A 23,802-nucleotide genomic window follows, 5' to 3' on the forward strand; every position below is an offset into this window, starting at 1 on the left:
TCAGCATCCCAGGGGGTCTTTTTGAAGTTCCTAGATTCTTATTTCCCTTGCTTGGGTCAATTCTCCACCAGTTCCCATATCTCAAATAGATAATAATCGAGCTCTTCCTCTTCATTTACCACTTTTACCAAAACTCTGTTATTAGGTAACGTCAATTGAATCAATCCTGAAGGAATGGTAAGCTCACCAGATAGCTGAATTCCGTTTTTAAAAAGTATTACTCTTTGAAACTCCGGGTCGTTCATCCAAAAAGATTTTTCTTCACTTTTCCTCAATTCGTTCGCCGCTTCAGAGATCTCCTTTATATAGATAAGTCCCAATAAATCGGAGTCAAACTTTAATAGTTCTCGGTTCCGAGAAAAAAGCGGTGGTTTATTCGTAGGTCCCAAATTTGACTCACTTAGCGGTATATCATCCAAAGCTTTAAAAAACTCATGTTTGACTGGGATTCTTTTAATTACATTCCAGTTGATGGCATTATAAACAGTGATTTCATTATCAATTGAAGTTGTAAAATACAAATTGCTATTCCGTGAATCAATGGTGAAAATTGGGTTAATATTCACTGGAAATACCTCATCTTCTATTCCCTGAAAAACTTTTCTGCTTGACAATGGAATTATTGTTTTTATTATTTGACTACCAGCATCATAGTATTCAATCATATCCATCTTTTTAGGGATATCATTAACACCCCTATTATTAAGGTTAGTCCCGTTTACAATAAATGAAATTTGCTCCCCTCTCGTCAATGGAACAAACTTAGACCTTGGTCCAGAATAAATAACAGTTGATGACTTCGGCTCAAATTTTACTTTGCTTATCATTTTGAACTCAGTATCATATTTCACAAGCTCTAGTGAAGTCTGAACAAACACGTCTCCTTCAGGAGAAAACCCCATTGCTAAAGCGGATGACTGATAATCTTCAGGCCCCTCTCCCTCCCTTTTGTGACTATTTAATATTTTACCATTTGAATCAAAAATAGCCAGCTCTATGCCTTCTGACCGTTTATCAATGAATCCAACAAAATGATTAAGTTTCGGATTGTAATCCCTTATACCTACTCCAGCTAAACTCTCTACACGGAATTCTTTTACTTTTTTGAAGGTATATTCCTGCGCCGAAAGCGAGAATGTTAAAAAAATAGCGCTAAGCGAAAGTGCAATTTTCATTAGATTGTTTTTTTTGGGTTTAGTGATTGAAAACAAGTTAATAAAATAGTTTAAAAAGTTGACTTATATTTAATTTCATCTGTTTTCTAATAGACTCGAATTCTTTTTTGGATAATCTTCGTGATTAGTATATTTATTTCATTTATGGAAAAAGAATGGATTAAGGTTTTTTGGCAGTTAAATTTGGTCATATTTTATTAGCCGTTAGTCTTATGTTACTTGCTTATATTAAAATGGCTGAAATTAACGCTCGCTATTCACAAAGTTCGAAAAACGAGCAGTTAGATCGTGGCTAGATCCCATAATGCTCCGCAACTGCCTTTAAAATCATATCTCGCATTGATAATTTTGTTTCTCTGCCAATCTCATATTTTAGTTTGTCAAACATGGGGGTTGGGATTCGGAGAGAGTAGATTTTCACATCTTCAGTATCAAACTCTTTGCTGGAAGTTTTTTCTTTTTGTTGTGATTCAGGTTCTGAGTTGATCAGCATCCCAAGGCCTCTTTTTGGAGTTCCAAGGTTCTTATTTCCCTTGCTTGGATCGTTTAGCTTCTTAGCCATTTTGATTTCAGTTTAGTTTGGTGATAATTTCCTCGACTAGCATTTCGTAATCTTTGGCTCCGTTGGATTCCGGAGCATAATCGAAGATGCTTTGCCCTTGCAGCTGAGCTTCAGCCAAAGCCACATTGATTCGGATTTTGCTTTTGAATACTTTATCCTGGAGATCTTCTGTTAGCTTGTCGACAATGGTTTTGGTGAGGATTCTTTGTGTATTGATTTGGGTGATAAAGACACCACCAATGTCCAGTTTTTCGTTGAGGTTTTCTTTCACTTCCTGGACGATTCCCAATAGCCGGTCTACTCCTTTGTATGCGAAATATTCTCCTTGGAGCGGGAGAAGAATGGTGTCGGAAGCTACCATTGCATTCACTGTCAAGAGTCCTACCGAAGGGGGGCAATCAATTAAGATGTAATCGTAGTTTTGCTTGAGTGGTTTAAGCAGTTTGTTGAGAATTTGCTCTCTTCCTATTTTGGATACAATTTCCATTTCTGCTCCTAAAAGATCAATGGAAGAAGGAACCAAGTCCAGGTTGTCAGAAATGTTCAGGACCGGTAATTTTTTATTTTCCCGGATAGAGTCATAGACCGATTCTTCAGGATCTGCAACTCCCAATCCCTCTGTAAGATTTGCTTGAGAGTCGATATCCAGCAAGAGGACTTTCAGTCCTTTTTTTGCCAGACCAGCTCCGATATTGATGGAGGAAGTAGTTTTACCTGTTCCCCCTTTGTGGTTCATGATGGATATAGTTTTCATTGGCTTGGAGTTTAATCCAAGATACAAAAAAGTATTTAGGCAAAGATGTTTTTATATAAAAATGTAATTATTTTTTATTCAGTTCTGCCTTGAGTTTTTCGATGATTTGGTTCATGGAATCGGCTTGTTCACGATACTGGCTATTCTCGGATGCTAGTTGATTGACTTCCTTTTGAAGCTTTTCAATTTCTGATCGAAGGCTCAATATTAGTTGTTGTTCTTTTACATCCTGGCTTTCACCTATCGGCAAGAACATTTCCCCATCACCAGATTCCAGCCAACTTATATTGACATAATGTTCTCTTTTGAGGAGAATCTTAATTTTTCCAGAGACATTGTTCTTGCCCCTTTCAATATCTGAATAGCCAGCTTGAGTCAACCCAATAGAGGAAGCAAAGTCCACCTGGGTTCTTTTTAAAAATTTTCTAACAATTTTTAACCGCTGATTTTCAGTCATTAATACTATGTGTCAAGATTCAGTTGGTCTAAATGCCGTAGAAAATATCGCAAAACCATATATTTGTATATATAGATATATTCAAACGGAATAGTCCATAGCCCTTTTATAAATCATCCAATTTGGGAGGAAACCTAGGATCGGAATAAGCTCCGATTTATAAGCTCTTAAATCTGCTGAAATAGAATTTGAAGGAAAGCATTATCGGATGTGGGTGAATGATTTCTGCTCCCTATTTTCCTTTTGCAGCTTTTCAATGAATAATTTAAGACAAATATATGTCTATAAATGTATTTTAAAACAGGTTTAATGTGATTTCTATATATCTACATATGTTTATATCTATATATATGGATATAGACTTCGTATTTACTTGTAATCCTGCGTTTTTTTGAATGCTTACCTGGGTATTTAGTCAATTTTTGGGGATTTTGGATACGGGCAAAGATTTGCGAGCGTTGAAGGTTTGGATGTATCATATCCCAAAATGAGGGTTGAGGAACCTTTTGCGTGTTCCATGCAAGTTGTGTATTTGTATAACAAATTCTACCGAATTTCTTTTCCAAACACCGACTTGCCTTTTGTGGGATTCTTGGCAGAATCCTCCCCAAAAGGATTATTCAACCTCGCAACTCGGTTAAATTTTAAAAGACTTATTCATGAGAAAATTCATCGAACAGGATCGAAAAAAAATCATCAACATTTTAGTAGAGTCATTCAAGGGGAATAAATCCGTGGACTTTGTGGTTGGGAAAACCGAAAAAGGAAGGAAAGTTCTCATGGAGTACAGTTTGGAAAACTGTTTGGAGAATGGGGAAGTATTTGTTTCTGATTCCGGTAATTCTTGCGCGTTGATTAAATATTCAGATCAAAAGAGTAAGCCTTTTAAATTATGGGTTTGGGATTTGAAACTGGCTCTTCAAGGAATTGGGATTCCCAAAATTCCCCAAGTTCTCAAACGGGAATCAAGCATCGAAGAAACTCAGCCCAAAGAACCATTTCTCTATGTTTGGTTTATTGGTGTAGATCCAGAAAGCCAGGGAAAAGGGGAGGGATCCAATCTCATGAAGTCAATTCTAGACATGGCCAGAGAAAGGAATTTACCTGTCTGTTTGGAGACATCTACTGAACGCAATTTTAAGTGGTATGAGAATTTAGGATTCTCAGTTTATTCCTCTTCCAGCCAATTTGGCTTCTTGTTTAACTTCTATAGAAAGGATTTGGTATGACAGTATTCGGCACAGATATGCACCTTGTGACGTTTATCTTCGTCGTATGCGAGGTATTATTTTTCGTATCTCAGTTAGTTTTTTACCTACAAAATCCATCTGATAAAAATCGGAAGTATTACCTGATTTTGTTGGGTTTATTGATCATTTACAATGTCACTGGAGGATTGTATCCTGATCCTAATTTGCCATTTTCTGAAAAGGTACAATTGAACCTGGCCTATGGTTCAGGCTTTGTAATGGGAGCTTTTTTTCCATACTATTTTTATCGGGTTTTTGGATTGGATGAATTGAAATGGGATTCCAAAGTAGGCATCTGGATTTTCCTTATCGCTCCTTTTGTTTTGTTCTTTTTGATAGGACTTCCTTTGCTGGATGATCTTCCTTTCACCATTTGGTATGGTTTGGCAATTCCATTGGCCTATGCCATTTATTTAGATGTGAAAATCTTTCTATGCATCAGGAGGAAGTTCAAGGGTACACAAAATCCAGTGGAAGCGATTTTGACTTATGCAGCGATGTGTCCCTGGGTATTGCTTCCTGTTTTTAGCTACATAGATGCCTCTCAACTTTTCGAAGTATTGTGTACCAATATTGGATTTATCATCATCACCTTTTTGTTTATCCGAAATGTCATTTACGAAAACAGAAAGGCTTTCGAAAAATTGAATGGGTTTGATCAGAAAACCCAAATCGATCAAACTGCTTTTTTCAACCAAAGATGCACGGAACTTGGGTTGACCAAAAGAGAATGCGAAGTTGCTGAACAAGCAGCACTGGGTTTGACTAGCAAAGAAATCGCAGATATACTTTTTATTTCAGAAAGAACAGTAAATAAACACCTTCAGGCGATTTACAAGAAGTCTGAAAGCAAAAACAGAGTAGAGTTGATCAACTCATTAAACTCTTATTCATAATTCAAAAATAAGGGTGTAAACCCATCAAGTAGGCATATATGCGTATATAGATATACAGATACGCATATATGCCTATTTATCATTTTTGCGCAGTTCTAGGTATTTTTTTTCACCTAGCGGATCCCATTACTTGCTCAAAATTCAGATCGATGAAAGACAATGCTTCCAATTTGAAATTGGTGGCATTTAGGATTCATCCGAGCCAAGAAGCACAGATAATAGCCGAATCAAAACGTCTCAATATCTCGAAAAGCGAACTGGTCAGAAGGAAACTCAAGGGTTCAGAAGCAAGGATCATTGACACTAACGGAATCTTAAATGCTATTGAGAAAATTGTTTCAGAGCAAGCTAGAGTGAACAATAACATCAATCAATTGGCAAAACATGCCAATACCTACAGGGATAAGATTTCACCTCAGGTATTTAGGGATCATACCGAATTGATGATGAAACATCTAGAATATCGGGATTTCATGAATAAGGTTTTAAAGCAGATCTATCAGATAATCAAATGAGAGTTAAGATTCTTTCCAGTACAAGTTCATTCAATGGTGTGACATACAACACCAACAAAACCCAGAATGAAAAAGGGGAGCTGACCAGACTTCGAAATTTCGGATATCTCCAAGATACAAAGGAGGTAGGTCCTCATGAAGTCAAAAACTATTTGATGGCTCATTCTAACAGGAATTCCATTGTCAAAGACAAGCAATTCCATGCCATGATCAGTTGTAAAGGGAGAGAGTATTCCAAGGAGCAGCTAACCGATATCGCTCATGAGTGGGTAGATAAAATGGGATATGGCAGTAATCCTTTCCTGATTGTTTTTCACAAGGACACCGCAAACAATCATGTTCATATCGTCTCCTCCAGAATTGATAAAGAAGGAAAGAAGATCAACGATTCCTTTGAAAAACTGAGAGCTCAAGAAGTGATCAATGAAATCATGAGACTGAATCCAAAGCATGAAGCTGGAAAGGCTATCGAAAAGCTAAAAGAGTTTCATTTCAGTACAAAGGCTCAAGGAATGATGATTTTGGAGAACCTGGGATTCAAGCTGAGAGAAAAAAATGAACAGTTGGAGTTGATCAAGTATGGCTCAGTTCAAGGGACAATGTCCTTATCAGAGATCAATCAGAAAATCCAATCTTATGAATTGAATAAGTCCAGGGCTTTTCAGCTGAAAGCAATTCTCGACAAATACTCCAAGGTTTATCAAACTAAGCCGATCCCACTTTTTGAGCCAACACATGATGGAAAGAACCAAAAACCAATTGGCTATCGCTCGGATCTAGGAGATTTCCTTAAAGACAAGTTTGGCGTAGAACTGAAATTTCATGGGAAAGAAGGTAAGACTCCTTATGGCTATTCCATCATCGATAATTCCAGCCGGATCATTTTCAAAGGGAGTGAAGTATTTCCATTGAAAAGCTTGATGGAGCAAGAGGGAGAGAGAAAGTCCTACCAATCCAAGGATAAGATAAAAGAGCTGTTGGTTGACAAGATTGGTGGAAAAGTAAAGCTTCAATCCGCGCTAAACGATTTTCCAACAGTTCGAAAAGGAATGGAGTACCATTCACTTCAATTTGAGAATCGAGATGGGAATTCCTATCTGAAAACCTCCCAAGGTGATGTTCCAACCAAAGACATTTTATCGCCAGATCAACAGCTGGCATTAGCTAAATATTTCAGTGAGTCAGGCGATCAATCAAGAACTCAAACTCAGGAGGAATTCGACTTGATCCCAATGCTCAATATCGCTAATGACGTGGATGATGAGGCTGTCCATGGCAGGAGAAGGAACAAGAAACGCAAAGGAGACAATGAAATCACGAGATAAAAATTTTAGCATGATCATACTGTTTGCGAACCAAAAAGGAGGAGTTGGAAAAAGTACACTGGCGGTGCTGTTTTCCAATTTCGCAGTCCAAAAAAGGAATCGAAAAGTGAAGGTTTTTGACATGGACTTTCAGCAGTCTTTGTACAACAAATACCTCAATTCGGATCTGCTGGAGAATGAAAAGCTGTATGAAGTTGAGCTTGCTAATATTCCTGGATTTAAGTCCATCAAAAAGAAAGTAAGCCTATATCCAGCTCAGCTAACAGTCATTGACTTGGCTGGGAAAATGGATGACGATAATCTGATCCAAGTTTTCAAAGAGTCTGAATTGATCATTTGCCCTTTCTGCTATGACGAATATAGCGTGACCAGCACTTTTGAGTTTTGCTACGTGGTCAAAAAGGTGAACCCATCAAGCAAAATCATCTTGATTCCCAATCGGGTCAAATCCTCCGTCAAGTACGAAACGCTGGAATCTGTCAACCAAGCTTTGGGGCAATTTGGAGAACTCAGCTCCCCAGTATCTGACAGAATAGATTTTCAGCGTCTGACCACTTCCTATACGCCTGAAACTTTGGTTCCTATCCTGGATCCAATTTTCAATAAAATTTTTGATGACCACATAGAAACGGAATCTACATGGGAAGCGGAGACTATATAAATAAGTTGGTGCAAGGTGTCCGAGCTGAGATAACTATCGGTGAAAATCATGACGTTTTGCCATCAGTAGCTGAAGAAAATGATAATGTCGACAAGGAAGCATCAGATATCAATAAGCTTTTGGAAAGCATGAGAAAATTTGAAGTGAAAGGGGAATCAAAACGATTGATTCGAATAGATGCTAGAACTGAAGAAGTCTTGAAGCTTCTGAATCCCACTTTTCGAGTGGATGTGACCTCCTTTGTGAATTTTTTATGCTGGGAGTTTTTCAAGGAAAACCCTGAACTGATCAATGAAATAAAACAGTCACTAAATAAGATTTAACGATGACCTGGACAGACTTCTTTCTATACCTAGCCCTATTCTATGTAGTGTATTATGCCGCAAATGTCATAATCGATGTATTGCGCAAGCCTCGAGTTGTAGGAATCCAAGAAGGCGATGCTTACACATTCGAGTCAGATCTAACAGAGTTTGACGAGAAACCTACAGTCATTGAGGATGATGAACCAATAGTTCCGAATCCAGCTAATTCCATTGCAAATAATCCGATCAAGGAAACGGAAGAAGTTGATGGAATAGAAATCAAAGCCGTGAATCCAGGCAAGTCATCTGGAGGAGTGACCAATATCGATTCCTTGTTTGCACTAGCGAAAGAAGGTACAATTGAAATGAAAAAAAGCATCGTGTACTCATGAGAATAGGTCAATATTTTCTAGTCAGCGGTTTTCTATTTCTGCTTTTGTCGTGTTCAGAAAGCATCGCTCAGTCTCCTCCTGGAGTGTCAGAATTCAATAGGGTAGGGGATGATATGGAGAAATTCTACGTCGCACTCTCAAGATTGGCCTTTGTAGTCGGAGCGGTTTCTGGATTGCTCGGAGGTCTTCGAGTCTACAACAATTGGCAGATGGGTCGGCATCATATAGATGTTCAGGTGATCAGCTGGTTTGGAGCATGCTTGTTTCTAGCAACCATTGGGTTTTTTCTGAGCGGACTTTACGGAGTTCCACTTTCCTAAAACTATACAACCAATTCAATATAGTCCATGAAATATTTTCTTACTAAAACCACAAAAATCATGTTCAACAGAACCACAAAAAAGATCTCAAGTGCCTTAGCAATGGCCATTGTTTCAATTTCTGCTCAAGCTCAAGGAGTGCAGGGAATTACAGCAGCAGAATCCTCACTTCTAGCTTATGTAGATCCTGTGGCAAGCCTTTGTCTGGTGATCGGAGCAGTTGTCGGACTTATTGGAGGCATTAGGGTCTACATCAAATGGAATTCCGGAGATCAGGATATCAATAAAGAATTGATGGGCTGGGGCGGTTCCTGTCTGTTTTTAGTGTTGGTCAGCGTGATCATTAAAGCATTTTTCGGAGTCTAATGGCCAAGCAATTTCCGATATATAAGGGGCTTCAAAAACCCCTTATTTATCGTGGATTCCAAGGAAAGTTTATCGGATGGGGCATCGCCTCACTGGTGATTGGAGTCGTGTTGGGAGGACTAATTGGCAGTTTGACCAGCATGGTTTTAGGAGGTGCAATCACCATTTCAGTAGTCGTTTCTGGTCTTTTCATCACTTCCCAGCAACAGAAAAAAGGACTTCACAGCAAAACAAGGTACCTCGGGGTTTTTCAAATCTCGACCTCTTTAAAATCAATCAAATGATGTTCAAGAAGAAAAAGAATGAATTTAAGTTACCCTATTTAGGGATTGAAAATGAGATCAATGGATTCCATTTTCTATTCAATCTGAAGGGTGATTTTGGAGTCACTCTAAAATTGGATAACCCTGTCATTCAATATTCGGCTGATTCATCAAAGTATGATACTTTCCATCAGCTTTATACCAATGTGATCAAAATCCTTGGTGAGGGGCATTTGATTCAAAAGCAGGATATTTTTTCAAGGAAACTTTACTGTGAAAATAGCTCAAAGGAGTACTTACAGAAAAAGTATGACGAGCATTTCCAAGGGCGGGAATATACAGACCTGAAGACCTTTTTGGTAATCACCAAAAGATCAAAAGGCAGATATAGCGAGAAGTCGGTTAATGATTTTATTCAAACACTTGGAAAGATCACAGACCTATTTGGAAGGACAGGTATCAAAGCTGAAACTCTCAATCGAGCGGAAACGGATCGCTATGTCAAGCGAATCCTCAGTATGAATTTTCATCAAGAAGGGATTGTACTGGATAATCTGCTTTCTGAGGAAACTCAAGTAGAAAGTGGGGATAGAGCCTTTCGGTCGATTTCCTTAGTAGATACTGACAAAGTCGAGCTTCCTGAACAGGTTAAGACTCACCTGGAGCGAAATGACAAGGATAGCCTCAAAGGGTTCCCAATTGACAATATGGGTTTCCTGTTCGATATCCCAAATTTCGAAACAGTGGTTTACAATCAGGTCATTGAAATTATTGAGCAGAGGCCAATCCAGACCAAGCTTGAACTCAAGCGTAAACGGCATTCAGGAATACCCGATCCAGCCAATAATTTATGTGTTGAAGATATTGATAGGCTTTTGGAAGATGTGGCAAGGCATAACCAACTTCTAGTCAATTGCCATTTCAACGTGGTTGTTTCCGCTAAAAAGGAGCATATCCAATCGGCTTGTAATTATGTCGAGTCCTCTTTGTTCCAACAAGGAATTGTCGCTAACAAGAACTCGTACAATCAACTGGAACTGTTCAGGACGATCCTTCCCTGCAATACGGCAGAGCTGAAGGTGTACGATTACTTTTTGACCACGTCAGATGCTGCCTTGTGTTTTTTCCTAAAAGAATCACTGAATAAGGATGAGGAAAGCGGTTTTCAGATTCGTTTCACTGATCGTCAAGGAATTCCCTTGAAAATCGATCCAGCTGATTTGCCGATGCAGTTCAATCGGATCAACAACCGAAACAAGTTTGTTCTTGGCCCTTCTGGTTCAGGAAAATCATTCTTCATGAATGCACTCATCGAGCAGTATTGCATGTGGAACAATAGACCAGATCCCAAATGGCTGATGGATGTTGTAATCGTGGATACTGGACATTCCTACTCGGGTTTGTGCCGGTATTACCAGGGGAAATACATCACTTACACCGAGGAAAAGCCAATTACTACCAATCCTTTTGCCATCTCTGAAGAGGAATACAACATTGAGAAAAAGGACTACCTCTTGACGCTTGTCTCACTTCTTTGGAAGACAGCTGAAGGAACAGTTTCTCAGGTTGAGGCAGATGTAATTTCAAATACGATATCAGCGTATTACTCATCCTATTTTTCTGAGTCAGGGAAAATCAATAGACTTTGCTTCAACAGCTTTTATGAGTTCGCGCTGGATAAGATTCCCGAGATAATGGATAGAGAACGAATCAGTTTCGAAATCGATGAGTTCCGATTCGTTCTTAAAAAGTTCTATAAAGGAGGTGAATTCGAAAACCTTCTAAACGAAGAGGTGGACAGCTCCTTATTTACTGAATCCTTTGTGGTATTCGAAATTGATAGCATCAAGGAACACAAGGTGCTTTTTCCAATTGTGACGCTCATCATCATGGATGTATTTATCCAGAAAATGAGATTTCGATTCAAATACCGTAAAGCCCTGATCATTGAAGAGGCTTGGAAGGCAATAGCCTCCCCATTGATGGCAGGCTACATCCTTTATCTCTATAAAACAGTCCGAAAATTCTGGGGAGAAGCAATTGTGGTGACACAGGAGCTTGGTGATATCATCGGCAATGAAGTGGTCAAAGACAGCATCATCAATAATTCAGATACTATTTGCCTTCTGGATCAGACCAAATTCAAAGACAACTATTCCCAGATAGCCTCCTTGCTTTCCATTAATGAAAATGAGCGAAAAAAGATCTTCACCATCAACCAATTGGATAATCAAGATGGACGTGGAAGGTTCAAGGAAGTCTATATCCGAAGAGGTTCTACCGGTGAGGTTTATGGAGTTGAAGTTTCCTTGCACCAATACCTCACATACACGACTGAGAAACCCGAAAAATCTGCTGTAGAAATTTATACAAATGCCTTTGGAGGATACCAAGACGGGTTGGATGCATTTGTTGAAGACTTCGAAGAATCAAAGGTTTCTCTCCACAGCTTTTTTGAAAAAGTAAATAAAAGGGGGATTCCATTTAGAGAAATCATGATGCCTACCAATTACCGCATTGCCTTATGAAATACCTTCAATTCATTCTATTTCTGATTTTTTCAGGGTCTGCTTTTGGACAGGCTGTTTATGTAGATCCAGCCGTTGCATCGGCCACAGCTGCACATTCTGCTGTCATCAATTCTCAGTTGAAGGCTACCAATGAACGATTGACACTTATCGAAAGAGGACAATTGGCCGTGACCGGAAATCTTACCATCGTCAATACGATGCAGGACAAAATCTACAAGGGACTTTCCGAAGTCAGTTCTATTCTGACCAATCTTTCCAATGTAAAAGAAATTGCAAGGATGGCGACGGCTATTTCAGGGGATTTGAATGAAGTGATGGAATTGGCGGGAGAAAATCCGGCTCTACTTCTATTTGCTGAAAAAAACGGTACCATGTTCCAGCAGAGAGCAACCTCTTTGGCTCTGGAGGTAAGCTCATTTGTCCTTAAAGGGGGAGAAAATAACCTGATGGATGCAGGGGAAAGATCGAAGCTGATCAATCAGATCTTGACTGAAATGGTGATCCTGAGATCCCATACCTATGGCATGTATCGCGCCATGTATTTTGCCCAAATGAAGGGTTTCGTCAAAGCCTTAAACCCCTTTCAAGGATATATCAATTTGGATATCCAAGTAGCTCAGGATATCGCCAGAAAAACCAAAATCCTACAACGATGAAGTTCCTTAACATTCTTCTTTTGGTGCTTTTTTTTAACATTGAATTGGGTCATGCCCAGGTGAATGTTGCGTTGCTACATCAGTTGGTCGACGAATCCAAGTCTGAGTACAATCTTCAAAAAGAAGCGAAAGCAAATCAGGGGAAGAATGCTGTTAATGAAGAAGTAAACAAGAATCTGGTGAATTCGGTGAAGGAAAAATACCGAGTTGTTCAGGAACGATTTGCCAAACTGTCCATTGTGATCGATGCATTTGGAATTGTAACAACGGCTGAACCCTTAGTGAACTCAATCATTGATAACCAACAACAGATTGTTTACTACTGCCAGCAAGATCCAAGCTTGTTACTTTTTGCGATAGAAACAGAAAAGCTTTTTGTAGAAAGATCCTATTCCCTGATGAATTATCTCATTGGACTTTCGGCAAGTATCGGAGTAGTCAATCAAATGAAAGTCTCCGAGCGGAGGATTCTTTTTCAGCATATTATTGACGAGTTGAGGGAAATCAATGGAATTTCTTACACCGCTTCAAAGTCTCTGCAGCACCATTTGGAGAGAAGTTTAGGAGTCAATCCTTATCTGGGATATGTGGCCACAGAAATGGCTTTGGTCGAAGAAATTATTCAAAACGCCAAAACCCTAACCCGATGAAAAAGCTCCTTTTCTTTTTGTTGTGTTTCGGTGCATTTCAAGCCAATTCTCAAACAGTAGTTTTTGATCGAAACCATTTTACGATTGTCAATGCAAACGCTGCCATGAGGAATGTCAGCGAAATAGGCTACCACAAAACATTGGATATCATCAAACAAAACACGGATGATATCATTCTCAATTCCTCCGGCTTAGCGATGGTGCAGACCATGATTGTCAATTCCTTGACCCAAGTGAATGAGGGATTTAAAGATGCCATTCAGATTAGAATGATAGGAGAAACGGTTTTGGATATCACTTCGATATCAGCTGAAGCATTTCAATTGGCTTCAGGAAATCCAGTTCTATTCCTTTTTACTGAAGAATATACTTCTCAGGCAAAGACCAAAAGCATCCAACTTGTAACGGAAGTCTCAAGCCTAATCTTAAAGGAAGGGGAAAACCTGCTGATGAATTACAATGTCAGGGACGAACTTCTAAATGACGTACAAAAGGAACTGCAAGTGATTCTTGCATTGGTCATCTCTGCCCGGAATAGCATCTATTGGGCAAAGTCAAATGGTGTGATCAGGTCACTTAATCCCTATCAATCCTACATCAACAAGGATCTAGCACTGATCAACGATATCATCCTCAAACAGAAAATCCTTAACCGATGAAAGCACTACTCACATTTTTGATCTTTAGCTTTTTCTATGTCTCGCTTTTCGGGCAAACTCCAATTCACGATAAGGCCATTGTCGCACAACAGGAAAGAATGGTTTTTAAACAATGGGATGAGGATAAATTCTATCCAGAGCCAAAGCGATTCCTGGGCATACCGACAAACCCTCTTTGGTATTCTACCTGGGCTTTGCATCCTAATTATCCAGACTTGGACAGAAGGCCTCTTTCTCCAGCAGGAGAACAAACCCAAAGACTGGGGTTGGCTGCTGCCATGCAGATTTCATCTGATTATTATAAGCAGCATTCGGATACAATTAAAAACTTGGCAAATGCAGAAATTGCTCGTATTTCTGGTGCTATTTCGGCCACAGATCCCCTTTTTCAGCTCTACTACAAAAAGGAACTCAAGCCATTGGAAAATGCAGAGGAAATAGCTTTTCAGGGAGTTTCTTCCGAAGTGGTGGAGTACATGACGAAGCAGGGTGCTTATCAATGGTATCTCAATAATATGGCTTCGCTCTCAGAGCGCTTTGGTTTTGCAAAAAGTCTGGATATGGAAAGAGGTCAGCGAATCCTGATGTATCACAGAATTATGCTTGAAATGAGAGAAATCCTGGAGAAATGGCAATACAAACTTGATATGTCTGCCAATATGCTGGCCTTTCGAAAACTGAGCAATCGAAAAATTAGCGGTGAAATCACTTTTTCAGAATCACAGGATGAGGTGGACAGAGCTAAAAAAATCGCCAACCAAACACAGATCCTGAAATGAAGAAACTATTCACCGGACTGATTCTATTCCTTGTCTTTTCTATGACGAGCTCTGCCCAGTCTGTCAATCATGACGAATACAAGGAAACGATTAGCTATTTGCAGGGAAACAGCATCTACGACCGTGGAGTGATGACTTTTTTTGAGGAAATGAGGGATTATGGATTTGCCCATTCGGGTCCATTTATGAAAGATGCCCAAACCTTAGCCTGCATTTTCATGCTAATCTTCTTTAGCCTCAAATGCTACGAAATGATGGCAGGGGATAAAAAACTTGAAATCATGCCTCTTTTAAGGCCCTTCGCTTTGGTAATTCTCTTGATGTGGTGGCCTATTTTCTGTCACATAGTAGCATTCCCAACTGATTTGATTGCTACCAAAACGGAAGCACTTTTTGGAACTCAGAATGACACAAACAATGACCTAAGACTGGATCGAGCAGCCTATATGGTGGAAATGGCTGATCAATTGGTCGAATATCAAGCCGTCACCGAAATGGCATCCGAACAGGCAGAGGAATCCGATAAGGATCTTGGGACTGTGGTTGTGGATGGGGTAAAAGGATTTTTCTCTGATCAAATCCTAGCTCCCATTGTCCAAATGCGGATCAGAATGCAAACGAGCCTTCAGCTGCTTGCTACGCAAATCATTGAATTGGTTGCCATCTGGATTTTGAGAATCTGTGTCTATATCATTTTTATGATTCAGATTATCTATTCGACTGTTTTGGTCATCCTTGGTCCATTTTCAGTTGTTGCAAGTATTCTCCCGGCTTTTCGGGATGCCTTTACCACTTGGATCGCCCGTTTTGTTTCGGTTAATCTCTATGTGGGAGTTGCCTATTTGATCCTGTACATCACTGGGAGACTTCAACAATATGCCTTAGAAGTGGAAATCGACAAATACGAATATTTGCTTTCCACCGGAGGCGGAGCGGATAGATTGGAAAAAATGGCATGGCTGGCCTCCAATGGTTTTTTGAGTTTCGGGCTTGTGATAGTTGCCTTTTTTGTCACTGCCATCGCAATTACAACTGTGCCATCGATTTCCACTTGGATCATTTCTACTTCTGGGATCACCTCGGCAGCAACTACCGCTGGAAGGATGAGTTCTTCCACTTCCAAATCTATTTCAAGAGCTAAACTAATCTAACCATGATCATCAAAAACATAGAATCAAAAATCAGGTTGGCAACTTTTCTTTCCATGGGAAGCTTATTGACTTCCATCATCATTTGCGGATTTGTATCGGCTTATGCCTACCAACAAGTTGCGAATGCAAGACAGTCGATTTATATCCTGGATAATGACATTCCCATTTTGGCAAAGCAGACCAATATGCAAATGAACAGGCCGGCAGAGTACAAAGCAGCTGTTGATTTGTTTCATAGCCTCTTTTTCAACCTCACGCCAGACGATAAACATATCGAATATCAGATGGGAAAGGCCATGTACTTCGTGGATGAAACAGGAGTTGGCCAGTACAACAACTTAAAGGAAAAAGGCTATTTCAATTCCATTCTTTCTTCCAGTTCGGTGCTTTCTATACAGACGGATTCTATTGTCATCGATCAAAACCGATTCAGGTACTATGGCAAGCAAAAGATCGATCGAAGAAGTGCCACCATTACCCGCTCGATTATCACTGAAGGAGAATTGATTGATATCCCAAGAAGTGAGAATAATAGTCATGGGGTGTTGATCACCAATTGGAAAACCATAGAAAATAAAGACCTCTCCAATGTTTCGAAAAATACCTTCTAAAGTAAAAGACACGACCGTATTCCGTGAATTTAAAAATGAGTTCTCCCCACAGGTTAAAGCATTTGAGTGCATGACCAAGGCCTTTCTGGATCGGCATTCGAAACTGATTTTTTGCTCCATGATCCTGGTAATTGTGGCCTCGTTTGTCCTCACGTTTTTTGTGATAGAACCTACTTCCAGTAATCAGTCTGAAAGTTTGAAAAACGAAATGAAAACAATCCCAGAGGGCTTAGGTGAGGAATTGTCAGCTTTTCAGAATCTGTCTTCAAGAGCAATTAAAATGGCAGAGTTGAAAACTGAAATAGAGCGGATCATTGGGCAAGACTCCATTTCGAAGGAGGACTCAGCATATCTGGAAAAAGCAATTGAGCAATTGCAATACTTCAACAATCAACCGAAAGAAGATGAACATTAATTTTAAACAGCCAAAGTACATTCTGCCGATTATCATGCTTCCCTTTTTGTGCTTGCTGTTTTACGGCTATAAATCATTCAGCAAGGAAGGCCCTGCAATCCCAATTGAAGGACTTAGTGGGATTCAGCATCAGATAGGTAAGGTATCTGAACAAATTCAAAACAAAGGGATCGATTCCAAGATGCAAGCTTCTAGGGAAGCCTATAGGCGAGGAAATGATGGCTACACGGCCATCAAAGGATTGGAATTGGAAGTTGAAGAATCAAGTCAGATTAAGAGTCTTTATAATGAAGAGGAAAAAAGGCTGCTAGATTCCATTGATAACGCCCTGAAAAATTCTGGATTTTATTCAGGTGATGCGAAAGTTTCCAATCCTATTTCAGCGGTAAATCAAGCTAATTCAAATACACAGGCTTTTTCCAAAGAGGATGAGGAATTACTGAAGGCAATCAACCAATTAGAAGGAAATAAGAAGTCTGCTCCAGCTAACAAATACGAAGATCCAATGGATCTCTTCAAAGCACAAATGGTGCTCATAGATTCCATTTCTAAAGCGAATGATCCTGCCTATCAAGAGCAACAGCAAAAGGAAAAAGAAACGCCGATTCAGGAATCCGAAAAAGAGGTTTATCGAGTTCAAAAGTCCGAAGGAGCGGCAAGCCTTTTCAATACCGTCACCAAAGAAAAGAAGAGGGATTTTATTGAGGCGATTATAGATCAGGACATTAAAAATGGGACGCTTGGTTCCAGGCTAAGAATCCGACTTTTGGATGATATTCTGATTGGGGATGCCATGGTCAGAAAAGGAACTTACCTCTATGCTTTGATTTCTGGCTATGATGCCCAGCGGGTAAAGCTGAGCATTACTTCAGTGATGCTGGGTGATAAAATCTACCCAATCAACCTTTCAATTTATGATGTGGACGGAATGGAAGGATTGTATGTTCCAGCCAGTGCTTTTAGGGAATTCTCCAAGGAACTCGGAAGCAATACTACCGGAGGGATGAACATTTCTATGCAGCAAAACTCAGATGATTTGAGCCAGCTATATATGTCTGCACTTCAAAGAATGTTTACCTCAACTTCCCAGGCTGTTTCTAAAACTATCAAAAAGAATAAGGCCAATATCAAGTATGGAACTTCTGTTTTTCTGATCGATCCGAGCGAGTTGCAGGCAAATGAAAAAATGATCCAAAACCAAAATTGAATCCCTATGAAACTCAGAATAATCATTCTCCTAATCTTGTCTATTTCTTTTTCTGCTTTAGCTCAGCAAAATGGGACTTTGTTGAAGTCACAACTTCCCAAGGTTTATATAGACGAGGATATTTCCCTGCATTTTCTTTCACCTGAACCGATCCAGTACGTGGATATTTCTACCAACAATATGCTTGGGGATATTCCTTTGGAAAATGTGTTTCGGATAAAGGCTGTTCGCGATAGTGTTTCCAACTTAAACGGATACAATAAATCCCTAGGAGTGGTGACGATCATTGGGCAGAAGTTCATTGCCCAATATGATTTGTGGTATGCTCATGATGAACGCCAGCTGAAGACTCAAATTGAAATCCTGCCGATCAATACAAGTCCTTTGGAGGTAGGAGAAATCCCGATGAGTGATCAAGAGCTTCGTTATTTTTCTACTGAGATTTTCAAAGACAAAAAGAAGGATAAAATCACCCAAACCACTGAATATGGAGTGACTGGACAAGTCAATAACATCTACACGATAGATGATTATATCTTTTTGGATATATCCTTTAAGAACAAAACCAACCTAAAGTTTGACCTGGATCAGCTAAGATTCAAGATTGAGGATAAGAGAATTCTCAAAGCAACCAATGTACAATCCATCGAGATAAAACCCGAATACCAATTGTTTTCGACGGAGAGTTTTGATAAAAAATACCGCAATATCTACGCTTTCAAAAAAGTCACTTTTCCTAATTCCAAAGTATTCACCATCGAATTGACAGAGTCTCAGATTAGTGGGAGAGTTCTCAAACTACAGGTGAAATACTCGGATCTTCTAAACGCAGACACGCTCTAAAAAAGATGATATGAATGAGAGAAGGGAATTAAAGAGCCTGCACGGGACTTTCCAATTCGTTGTTTATTTGATGGTGTTTATGGACATTCTCATGTTTGTCTATGCTCCACAGCTGACGGTTTTGGATGGGATCGGAAAGTATTTTTTTCCTCTTTTCGAAAAGCTATTAAATTTTAAAATCTATCAAAATGTATTGCTTGGGAAAATTGCCATTCTGGTAGCAATAGCACTTTCAGCCATTGGTACTGCTGCCAAGAAAAATCTGGATTTAAACCCCAGAAGCCAAATTGTATTTCCAATTACATTAGGCTTCATTCTGTTTTTTGGATCGGTCTACATCTACACTTTAGAGGATTCATTTCTGGTTTTCGATTTGACATCCATGGAGAGCTTAGGTTATATTCTGAGCACTTTGATCGGATCCGTACTCATCCATACTTCTTTGGATAATGTGTCCAAAATGATCAAATCTGGTTTGGGAAAGGACGAATGGAATATCGAGGGTGAATCATTTCTGCAGGACAAAAAGAAGTTGGAGAATCCCTTTTCGGTCAATATCCCAATGAAATTCTATTACAGAGGAAAAGTTCATAAAGGCTGGATCAATTTGGTGAATCCATTTAGAGGGACGTTTGTGATCGGTACACCTGGCTCGGGTAAATCCTTCGGTGTGATCAATCCTTTTATTCGCCAAATGATAGGAAAAGGGTTTACAATGTGCCTGTATGATTTCAAGTTTCCTGATTTGGCACAGATCGCCTATTTCCACTATTTGAAAGCGCAGGACAAAAAGAAAAACTCCAATTTCAAATTCCATGTGATCAATCTGGACGAAGTTGAATACTCCAGAAGGATCAATCCAATCAATAGGAGATATATTAAAACCGTTGCCAATGCTTCCGAAACCGCAGAAGCAATCTTTCAATCACTGCAAAAATCTGATTCCTCAGGAGGAGCAGATCGATTCTTCGAACAATCAGCAATCAATTTTCTCTCGGCCTGTATCTTTTTTGTGTCCAGGTATGAAGACGGGAAGTACTCGACTTTTGCACATGTACTGGATTTCTTGAATCGAGACTATGAGGATATTTTCAATTGTCTGACCAAACATCCTGAGCTAAGATCCATGGTGTCTCCTTTTCGCAGTGCCTATGAAAAGAAGGTGTTCAAACAGCTGGAAGGCCAAGTTGGAACTCTGAAAATTTTCCTCTCTCGGCTGAATACAAAAGAAACCGCTTGGGTATTCAGTGGAGACGATTTTGATCTTAAGATTTCAGACCTGAAGTCTCCATCCATTCTAGTGTTGGCAAACAGCACCGAAACGCAGAGCATCACAGGAACTTGCTACTCGGTGATCATCAATCGGCTAACCCGATTGATCAATACCAAAGGAAATTTGCCAACGGCTTTAATAGCGGATGAAGCACCAACTTTCTATATCCACAAAATCGAAAATCTGATTTCCACAGCCAGAAGTAATAAAGTAGCGGTTTTGCTGGGACTTCAGGAATTGCCACAATTGAACCAGCTACAAGGCAAGGATACCGCTTCGACCATGACTTCGGTGATCGGAAATGTCCTTTGTGGTTCGGTTCGACATAAGGATACTTTGTCCTGGTTGGAAATGATGTTTGGCAAGCGCAAGCAGCTGGGCCAAAGCGTTTCCATCGACCGACACAGAACATCAGTTTCTTACAGTGAAAAATATGAGCCGCTTATTCCTGCCGGAAAAATCGCTTCAATGCATACAGGGGAAATCGCTGGAATCATCGCAACCGAAGGAACCCAGTTTGATGGGAAATATAAAACATCCAATATCCATTGCCGAGTAAATCTTAATATGAAGGAAATCAAGCAGGAAGAAAGCTCCTATCGGACTACTCCTAAATACTATGATTTCAAGGGGAAGAAGGAAGAGATCCTGACCAAGCATTTTGAGAAGATCCATAATCAGGTGACGGAGATTATCGAAAAGCATCGAGAAATGGCACCGGTTGAATAGACTCCTTTACAATGGTTAGAATATCATCGCTCATCTTTTTTCTTTTTGTCGGTCAGGAGGCCTTCCCTCAGTTCAATTCTATTGTATTTCAAAAGGATTTTCCCTACGAGAATGTGATCCAATCCAGCTTGGTTCATTCCGAAATAGAAGAAATTGGCGAAATATATTTGTCAAATGTGGCCAATCCCAAAGAGAAGGAAAGTCGGGTTTTGCTTGCCTCACTTCCTCTGGAAAATTTTTTAATGACTTCATCTTATGGCTACCGATCCGATCCATTTTCGGGAGAAAGAAAATTCCATCGAGGGATTGATTTGAAGGCTAATCGTTCCGAAGTTCTTTCCATGTTGCACGGGAAGGTGATTGGAGTTGGGTATGATCCCTTTCTGGGAAATTTTGTCAAAGTGCGACATGGAAGGTTCGAGGCTGTTTACGGTCATCTATCCTACGTGTCTGTATTGGAGGGCGAAAGTGTTTTACCGGGTTCCGAGCTTGGGATTTCTGGAAGTTCAGGCAAGGCAACAGGGGACCACCTCCATTTGACTATCAAGAAGGGTAATGAATATATCAACCCTGCCATATTCATTCAGATGATATCCAAGTTGTCCACTAAGGATGAGCTAATTCAATTTTTATCAAACCAATAATACCATGAGAAACCAAAATGTACTCCCAATGAAGGATCTGGAAATTTTCGGAATCGTTAAAGACGGAAAATTTACCATTCCAGAAAAAGAGATCCATGCTCTGAAAAATGGCAAAATGACTGATATCGTCGAACTGCGAGATTTGAAAGGGAAGGAGGTTCAGATTGATAGGCTACCGGCGAGGCTTTCCATTGTCAGGGGAGAAGATGGGAACCCATCTTTACGAATTGACCCTGTCTATAGAGAAGCGAACCCCCATCCAGATTTGAGCGAATCAGAACGAAATCAATTGGTCAAAAAGGAATTGGCAAACTTGAAGAAAAGCTACGTGGACAAAGAAGGCAACATACAATCTGAGATTATAGAGTATGACCACAGAACCAAACAATTTCTATCCTACAATCCCAGGGACATCCAAGCTCCCCAACAGGTAAACGGGGAAGAGCTTTCCCCACAGCAAAAGAAAAAATATAAGGAGGGAGATACTGTGACTTTGGAAGATGGAACAGAATTTCAGCTATCCCCATCCTCTCCCAAAGGAATTCGATCTAACAGTAAGGGATTAGTCCTTTCAGTGCTGTTAGATGGAGGTCTTTCCTACTTATTGATCACCGGTGTTGAGAAAATGTTGGGTAAGAAAAGTCAGGAAGAAAAAGCCTACAGCGAGGGTTATTTGCAGGCCGTCAAAGAAGTTCAAAAGCAGGTAGAACGAAGGATTTCCAGAAACCCGAACGATAAAGATGCAGTCAAGGACTTGAATAATATCAAGGAGGAATATTCCAAAATTTCTGCCGACACGAATCTATCTAAGGAAATCAGGGATGATTTTGATATCAATAAAATCAAGCGGCTGAACAGTATCGATACCGAAGAAGGAAGGAATCCAAGAAGGAGAAATGGTGAGCAAGAGAATGACCAGGAACGGGACATTTGATATTTTGACTTATAGGGGCGTTGAAAAGGAAATTCAGCGCCTTTTTTCCAAGCATGCTGTTCAAGATGAGAATGGGCAGATACTATTTGATTTTTTTGATCAAAACGGTGCGCTTGTCGATCAAGAGGTTCTCAGTCTTTATCATAATAAACGAGCTTCCTATGGGATTTCAAGTCTAAATTTTTCCGAGACCACACGCTCGGTTTTTGTCTCGGATTCCTATGCTTCCATGATTTTTTTTGCCAACCAGTTTAGGGCTAGAATTTCATTTGATGAGGCGGGTTTTGTAGTTGTAGGAGCGATGTTTGATGAGTGCCTATTGAAAAATTTATTGGAGGAAATTCCCAAAAACGCCAAGGTAAATACGATTTTCAGTTCCTCGATCCTGGGACGAGTGATGGATTGTAGAGTTCAGGATTTGATCCATGGAAGAAATTGTTCCTACAGGCTGTCAAACGGATCAGTCCATTTGAAGAACCTAAGAACAGGAAAGACTTCAATGGAGCCGATAGCAACTTTCTCCCTGCGGACTTTTTGCATATCCCAAGGGATTTTGCAGAAGGTAAGGACATTCAAACCCAGACAGAAGGGCTTGGAGTCATTTTATCAGGTCAATAAACAGGCTTGTGATGGTTCCAAATAATATGGTTTTGCTATATTTATCGACTTGCGAATCTTAAAAAAGGATTCCTAAACCAAACCAATACCATAATGAAAAAACTGAACAACCTACTACTTTTTGTTTTTGCCGGTCTAGCTTTCGCCTGTTCATCTGAAGATGAAGATCCCAAATTGGTGGAGAAAAATGTCACCATAGAAGTTGAAATGGGAGGGGACTATTCTGATTATCTGGTGACTTTTTCTGTTCATAGTATGCTGGCTGGAACATCCACTTTTGTCGCTCCGGTGTTGGGAGAGCCAAGTGATTTGGATTGGACTCAGGTGGTGGAGCAGGGGAATACCTACACGTTGACTTTAGAGCCTGAGTCGTCTTCCTTATCGGCAAGGTCTTCAGTTCCTATCCATAGCCTTGGCTTTGTTTTCAATGCTATTCATTTGGGAGGGGAAACGGATGATTCGTTTCAGGCACTTTCAGCTAGCGTCAATATTTTGACTGATGGGGTAGTCTATCGACAATTTAAATATGAGGCTTTGCCTCCAGGAGAGGTGTCAGTGCCACTTGCTGAGGAGATAAATTTTCAATAGTTTAGTAAAGGATATGTCAGTCTGTAAAAATAAAGAGGGTGGGCAAATAAAACTTTAATTATGTCTATTATAGGAGGGTTGATTACTCTTTAAAGGCAGCCTCTGGAGGTGCCAAGGCTATCGAGAAAAAAAATAGAGATCAAAAAGATGATTGATAGTATAATCGGTTCGGTTTTCTTCGAATTTATTGGAGCCTTGACAAAATGGGTTGGATATGCCGTACTTCACAAAGTAAGGGGGAAAGAGGTTATAAGTTTTAAGGAAATGTGGGAC

The 23,802-nt window shown here is 39.8% G+C and carries 29 protein-coding genes; 24 read left to right on the plus strand and 5 right to left on the minus strand.

Features of this window, described 5'->3' with window-relative positions:
- Positions 1-56: 56 nt before the first annotated feature.
- The 4 genes from G460_RS0117845 to G460_RS22750 all read right to left on the minus strand — a co-directional run bounded on the left by G460_RS0117845 (position 57) and on the right by G460_RS22750 (position 2,948).
- Entirely contained in the window at positions 57-1,175 is a 1,119-nt protein-coding gene (locus tag G460_RS0117845; RefSeq protein ID WP_026956637.1) for a hypothetical protein, read from the minus strand.
- 292 nt (positions 1,176-1,467) lie between these two features.
- Positions 1,468-1,737: a hypothetical protein gene (locus G460_RS0117850; RefSeq protein WP_245578748.1), complete on the minus strand. Its 270-nt coding sequence runs from the start codon at positions 1,735-1,737 to the stop codon at positions 1,468-1,470.
- A 7-nt stretch (positions 1,738-1,744) separates the two neighbouring features.
- On the minus strand, positions 1,745-2,491 hold the full coding sequence (locus G460_RS0117855) for a ParA family protein (RefSeq protein WP_026956639.1): 747 nt from the start codon (positions 2,489-2,491) through the stop codon (positions 1,745-1,747).
- Between the two features lie 67 nt (positions 2,492-2,558).
- Entirely contained in the window at positions 2,559-2,948 is a 390-nt protein-coding gene (locus G460_RS22750; protein WP_051316103.1) for a helix-turn-helix transcriptional regulator, read from the minus strand.
- A 659-nt stretch (positions 2,949-3,607) separates the two neighbouring features.
- Here G460_RS22750 and G460_RS0117870 point away from each other — a divergent pair.
- The 9 genes from G460_RS0117870 (at position 3,608) to G460_RS0117910 (ending at position 8,978) form a co-directional block, all read left to right on the plus strand.
- Entirely contained in the window at positions 3,608-4,177 is a 570-nt protein-coding gene (locus G460_RS0117870) for a GNAT family N-acetyltransferase (protein WP_026956640.1), read from the plus strand.
- A complete protein-coding gene (locus tag G460_RS0117875; protein WP_026956641.1) occupies positions 4,174-5,094 on the plus strand; it encodes a helix-turn-helix domain-containing protein in 921 nt (306 codons plus the stop codon). Before G460_RS0117870 ends, G460_RS0117875 begins: the two co-directional genes overlap by 4 nt.
- A gap of 149 nt (positions 5,095-5,243) precedes the next feature.
- Complete coding sequence (locus tag G460_RS0117880) at positions 5,244-5,609, plus strand: plasmid mobilization protein (protein ID WP_051316104.1); 366 nt, start codon at positions 5,244-5,246, stop codon at positions 5,607-5,609.
- Entirely contained in the window at positions 5,606-6,934 is a 1,329-nt protein-coding gene (locus G460_RS22130) for a relaxase/mobilization nuclease domain-containing protein (RefSeq protein WP_026956643.1), read from the plus strand. The genes G460_RS0117880 and G460_RS22130 overlap by 4 nt, the downstream gene beginning before the upstream one ends.
- 10 nt (positions 6,935-6,944) lie before the next feature.
- Positions 6,945-7,595, plus strand: coding sequence for a ParA family protein (locus G460_RS22135; RefSeq protein ID WP_035464666.1), 651 nt, complete (start codon positions 6,945-6,947; stop codon positions 7,593-7,595).
- Positions 7,574-7,918, plus strand: coding sequence for a hypothetical protein (locus G460_RS22140; RefSeq protein ID WP_051316105.1), 345 nt, complete (start codon positions 7,574-7,576; stop codon positions 7,916-7,918). Before G460_RS22135 ends, G460_RS22140 begins: the two co-directional genes overlap by 22 nt.
- 2 nt (positions 7,919-7,920) lie before the next feature.
- Positions 7,921-8,292 (plus strand): hypothetical protein, encoded by a 372-nt coding sequence (locus tag G460_RS0117900; RefSeq protein WP_026956644.1) that lies wholly within the window; start codon positions 7,921-7,923, stop codon positions 8,290-8,292.
- On the plus strand, positions 8,289-8,612 hold the full coding sequence (locus G460_RS0117905; RefSeq protein ID WP_026956645.1) for a DUF4134 family protein: 324 nt from the start codon (positions 8,289-8,291) through the stop codon (positions 8,610-8,612). The genes G460_RS0117900 and G460_RS0117905 overlap by 4 nt, the downstream gene beginning before the upstream one ends.
- Before the next feature lie 60 nt (positions 8,613-8,672).
- Complete coding sequence (locus G460_RS0117910) at positions 8,673-8,978, plus strand: DUF4134 domain-containing protein (RefSeq protein WP_026956646.1); 306 nt, start codon at positions 8,673-8,675, stop codon at positions 8,976-8,978.
- A 46-nt stretch (positions 8,979-9,024) separates the two neighbouring features.
- Here G460_RS0117910 and G460_RS23355 read toward each other — a convergent pair whose 3' ends face one another.
- Positions 9,025-9,171 carry a hypothetical protein gene (locus tag G460_RS23355; protein WP_169817529.1) on the minus strand — a complete coding sequence of 49 codons (147 nt, stop codon included), beginning with the start codon at positions 9,169-9,171 and terminating at the stop codon, positions 9,025-9,027.
- Between the two features lie 87 nt (positions 9,172-9,258).
- Between G460_RS23355 and G460_RS22145 the strand changes: the two genes are divergently transcribed.
- The 15 genes from G460_RS22145 (at position 9,259) to G460_RS0117990 (ending at position 23,529) form a co-directional block, all read left to right on the plus strand.
- Complete coding sequence (locus G460_RS22145; protein WP_245578749.1) at positions 9,259-11,769, plus strand: TraG family conjugative transposon ATPase; 2,511 nt, start codon at positions 9,259-9,261, stop codon at positions 11,767-11,769.
- Positions 11,766-12,428: a hypothetical protein gene (locus tag G460_RS0117925; RefSeq protein WP_026956648.1), complete on the plus strand. Its 663-nt coding sequence runs from the start codon at positions 11,766-11,768 to the stop codon at positions 12,426-12,428. The genes G460_RS22145 and G460_RS0117925 overlap by 4 nt, the downstream gene beginning before the upstream one ends.
- Positions 12,425-13,078: a hypothetical protein gene (locus tag G460_RS0117930; protein WP_035464669.1), complete on the plus strand. Its 654-nt coding sequence runs from the start codon at positions 12,425-12,427 to the stop codon at positions 13,076-13,078. Before G460_RS0117925 ends, G460_RS0117930 begins: the two co-directional genes overlap by 4 nt.
- The gene (locus tag G460_RS0117935; protein WP_026956650.1) at positions 13,075-13,737 is read left to right on the plus strand and encodes a hypothetical protein; all 663 of its coding nucleotides are present in this window, start codon (positions 13,075-13,077) and stop codon (positions 13,735-13,737) included. The genes G460_RS0117930 and G460_RS0117935 overlap by 4 nt, the downstream gene beginning before the upstream one ends.
- Positions 13,734-14,516 (plus strand): hypothetical protein, encoded by a 783-nt coding sequence (locus G460_RS0117940; RefSeq protein WP_026956651.1) that lies wholly within the window; start codon positions 13,734-13,736, stop codon positions 14,514-14,516. The genes G460_RS0117935 and G460_RS0117940 overlap by 4 nt, the downstream gene beginning before the upstream one ends.
- Entirely contained in the window at positions 14,513-15,667 is a 1,155-nt protein-coding gene (locus G460_RS0117945) for a TraJ family protein (protein WP_026956652.1), read from the plus strand. Before G460_RS0117940 ends, G460_RS0117945 begins: the two co-directional genes overlap by 4 nt.
- 2 nt (positions 15,668-15,669) lie before the next feature.
- Positions 15,670-16,278: a conjugative transposon protein TraK gene (traK, locus tag G460_RS0117950; RefSeq protein WP_026956653.1), complete on the plus strand. Its 609-nt coding sequence runs from the start codon at positions 15,670-15,672 to the stop codon at positions 16,276-16,278.
- Positions 16,256-16,693 (plus strand): hypothetical protein, encoded by a 438-nt coding sequence (locus G460_RS22150; protein WP_026956654.1) that lies wholly within the window; start codon positions 16,256-16,258, stop codon positions 16,691-16,693. The genes traK and G460_RS22150 overlap by 23 nt, the downstream gene beginning before the upstream one ends.
- Positions 16,683-17,900, plus strand: a complete 1,218-nt coding sequence (gene traM / locus G460_RS0117960; RefSeq protein WP_026956655.1) for a conjugative transposon protein TraM — start codon at positions 16,683-16,685, stop codon at positions 17,898-17,900. The genes G460_RS22150 and traM overlap by 11 nt, the downstream gene beginning before the upstream one ends.
- A gap of 6 nt (positions 17,901-17,906) precedes the next feature.
- Positions 17,907-18,743: a conjugative transposon protein TraN gene (gene traN, locus G460_RS0117965; protein ID WP_026956656.1), complete on the plus strand. Its 837-nt coding sequence runs from the start codon at positions 17,907-17,909 to the stop codon at positions 18,741-18,743.
- Positions 18,744-18,753: 10 nt separating this feature from the next.
- Entirely contained in the window at positions 18,754-20,745 is a 1,992-nt protein-coding gene (locus G460_RS0117970; protein ID WP_026956657.1) for a type IV secretory system conjugative DNA transfer family protein, read from the plus strand.
- An 11-nt stretch (positions 20,746-20,756) separates the two neighbouring features.
- Positions 20,757-21,389 carry a M23 family metallopeptidase gene (locus G460_RS22155; protein WP_051316107.1) on the plus strand — a complete coding sequence of 211 codons (633 nt, stop codon included), beginning with the start codon at positions 20,757-20,759 and terminating at the stop codon, positions 21,387-21,389.
- Between the two features lie 4 nt (positions 21,390-21,393).
- Positions 21,394-22,323, plus strand: coding sequence for a DUF4099 domain-containing protein (locus G460_RS22160; RefSeq protein ID WP_051316108.1), 930 nt, complete (start codon positions 21,394-21,396; stop codon positions 22,321-22,323).
- A complete protein-coding gene (locus tag G460_RS0117985; RefSeq protein WP_157366957.1) occupies positions 22,286-22,966 on the plus strand; it encodes a hypothetical protein in 681 nt (226 codons plus the stop codon). The genes G460_RS22160 and G460_RS0117985 overlap by 38 nt, the downstream gene beginning before the upstream one ends.
- Positions 22,967-23,034: 68 nt before the next feature.
- The gene (locus tag G460_RS0117990) at positions 23,035-23,529 is read left to right on the plus strand and encodes a hypothetical protein (RefSeq protein ID WP_026956659.1); all 495 of its coding nucleotides are present in this window, start codon (positions 23,035-23,037) and stop codon (positions 23,527-23,529) included.
- Positions 23,530-23,802: the final 273 nt, after the last annotated feature.

Source organism: Algoriphagus vanfongensis DSM 17529, assembly GCF_000429465.1.
In the GTDB taxonomy this organism is placed as follows: Bacteria; Bacteroidota; Bacteroidia; order Cytophagales; family Cyclobacteriaceae; genus Algoriphagus; species Algoriphagus vanfongensis.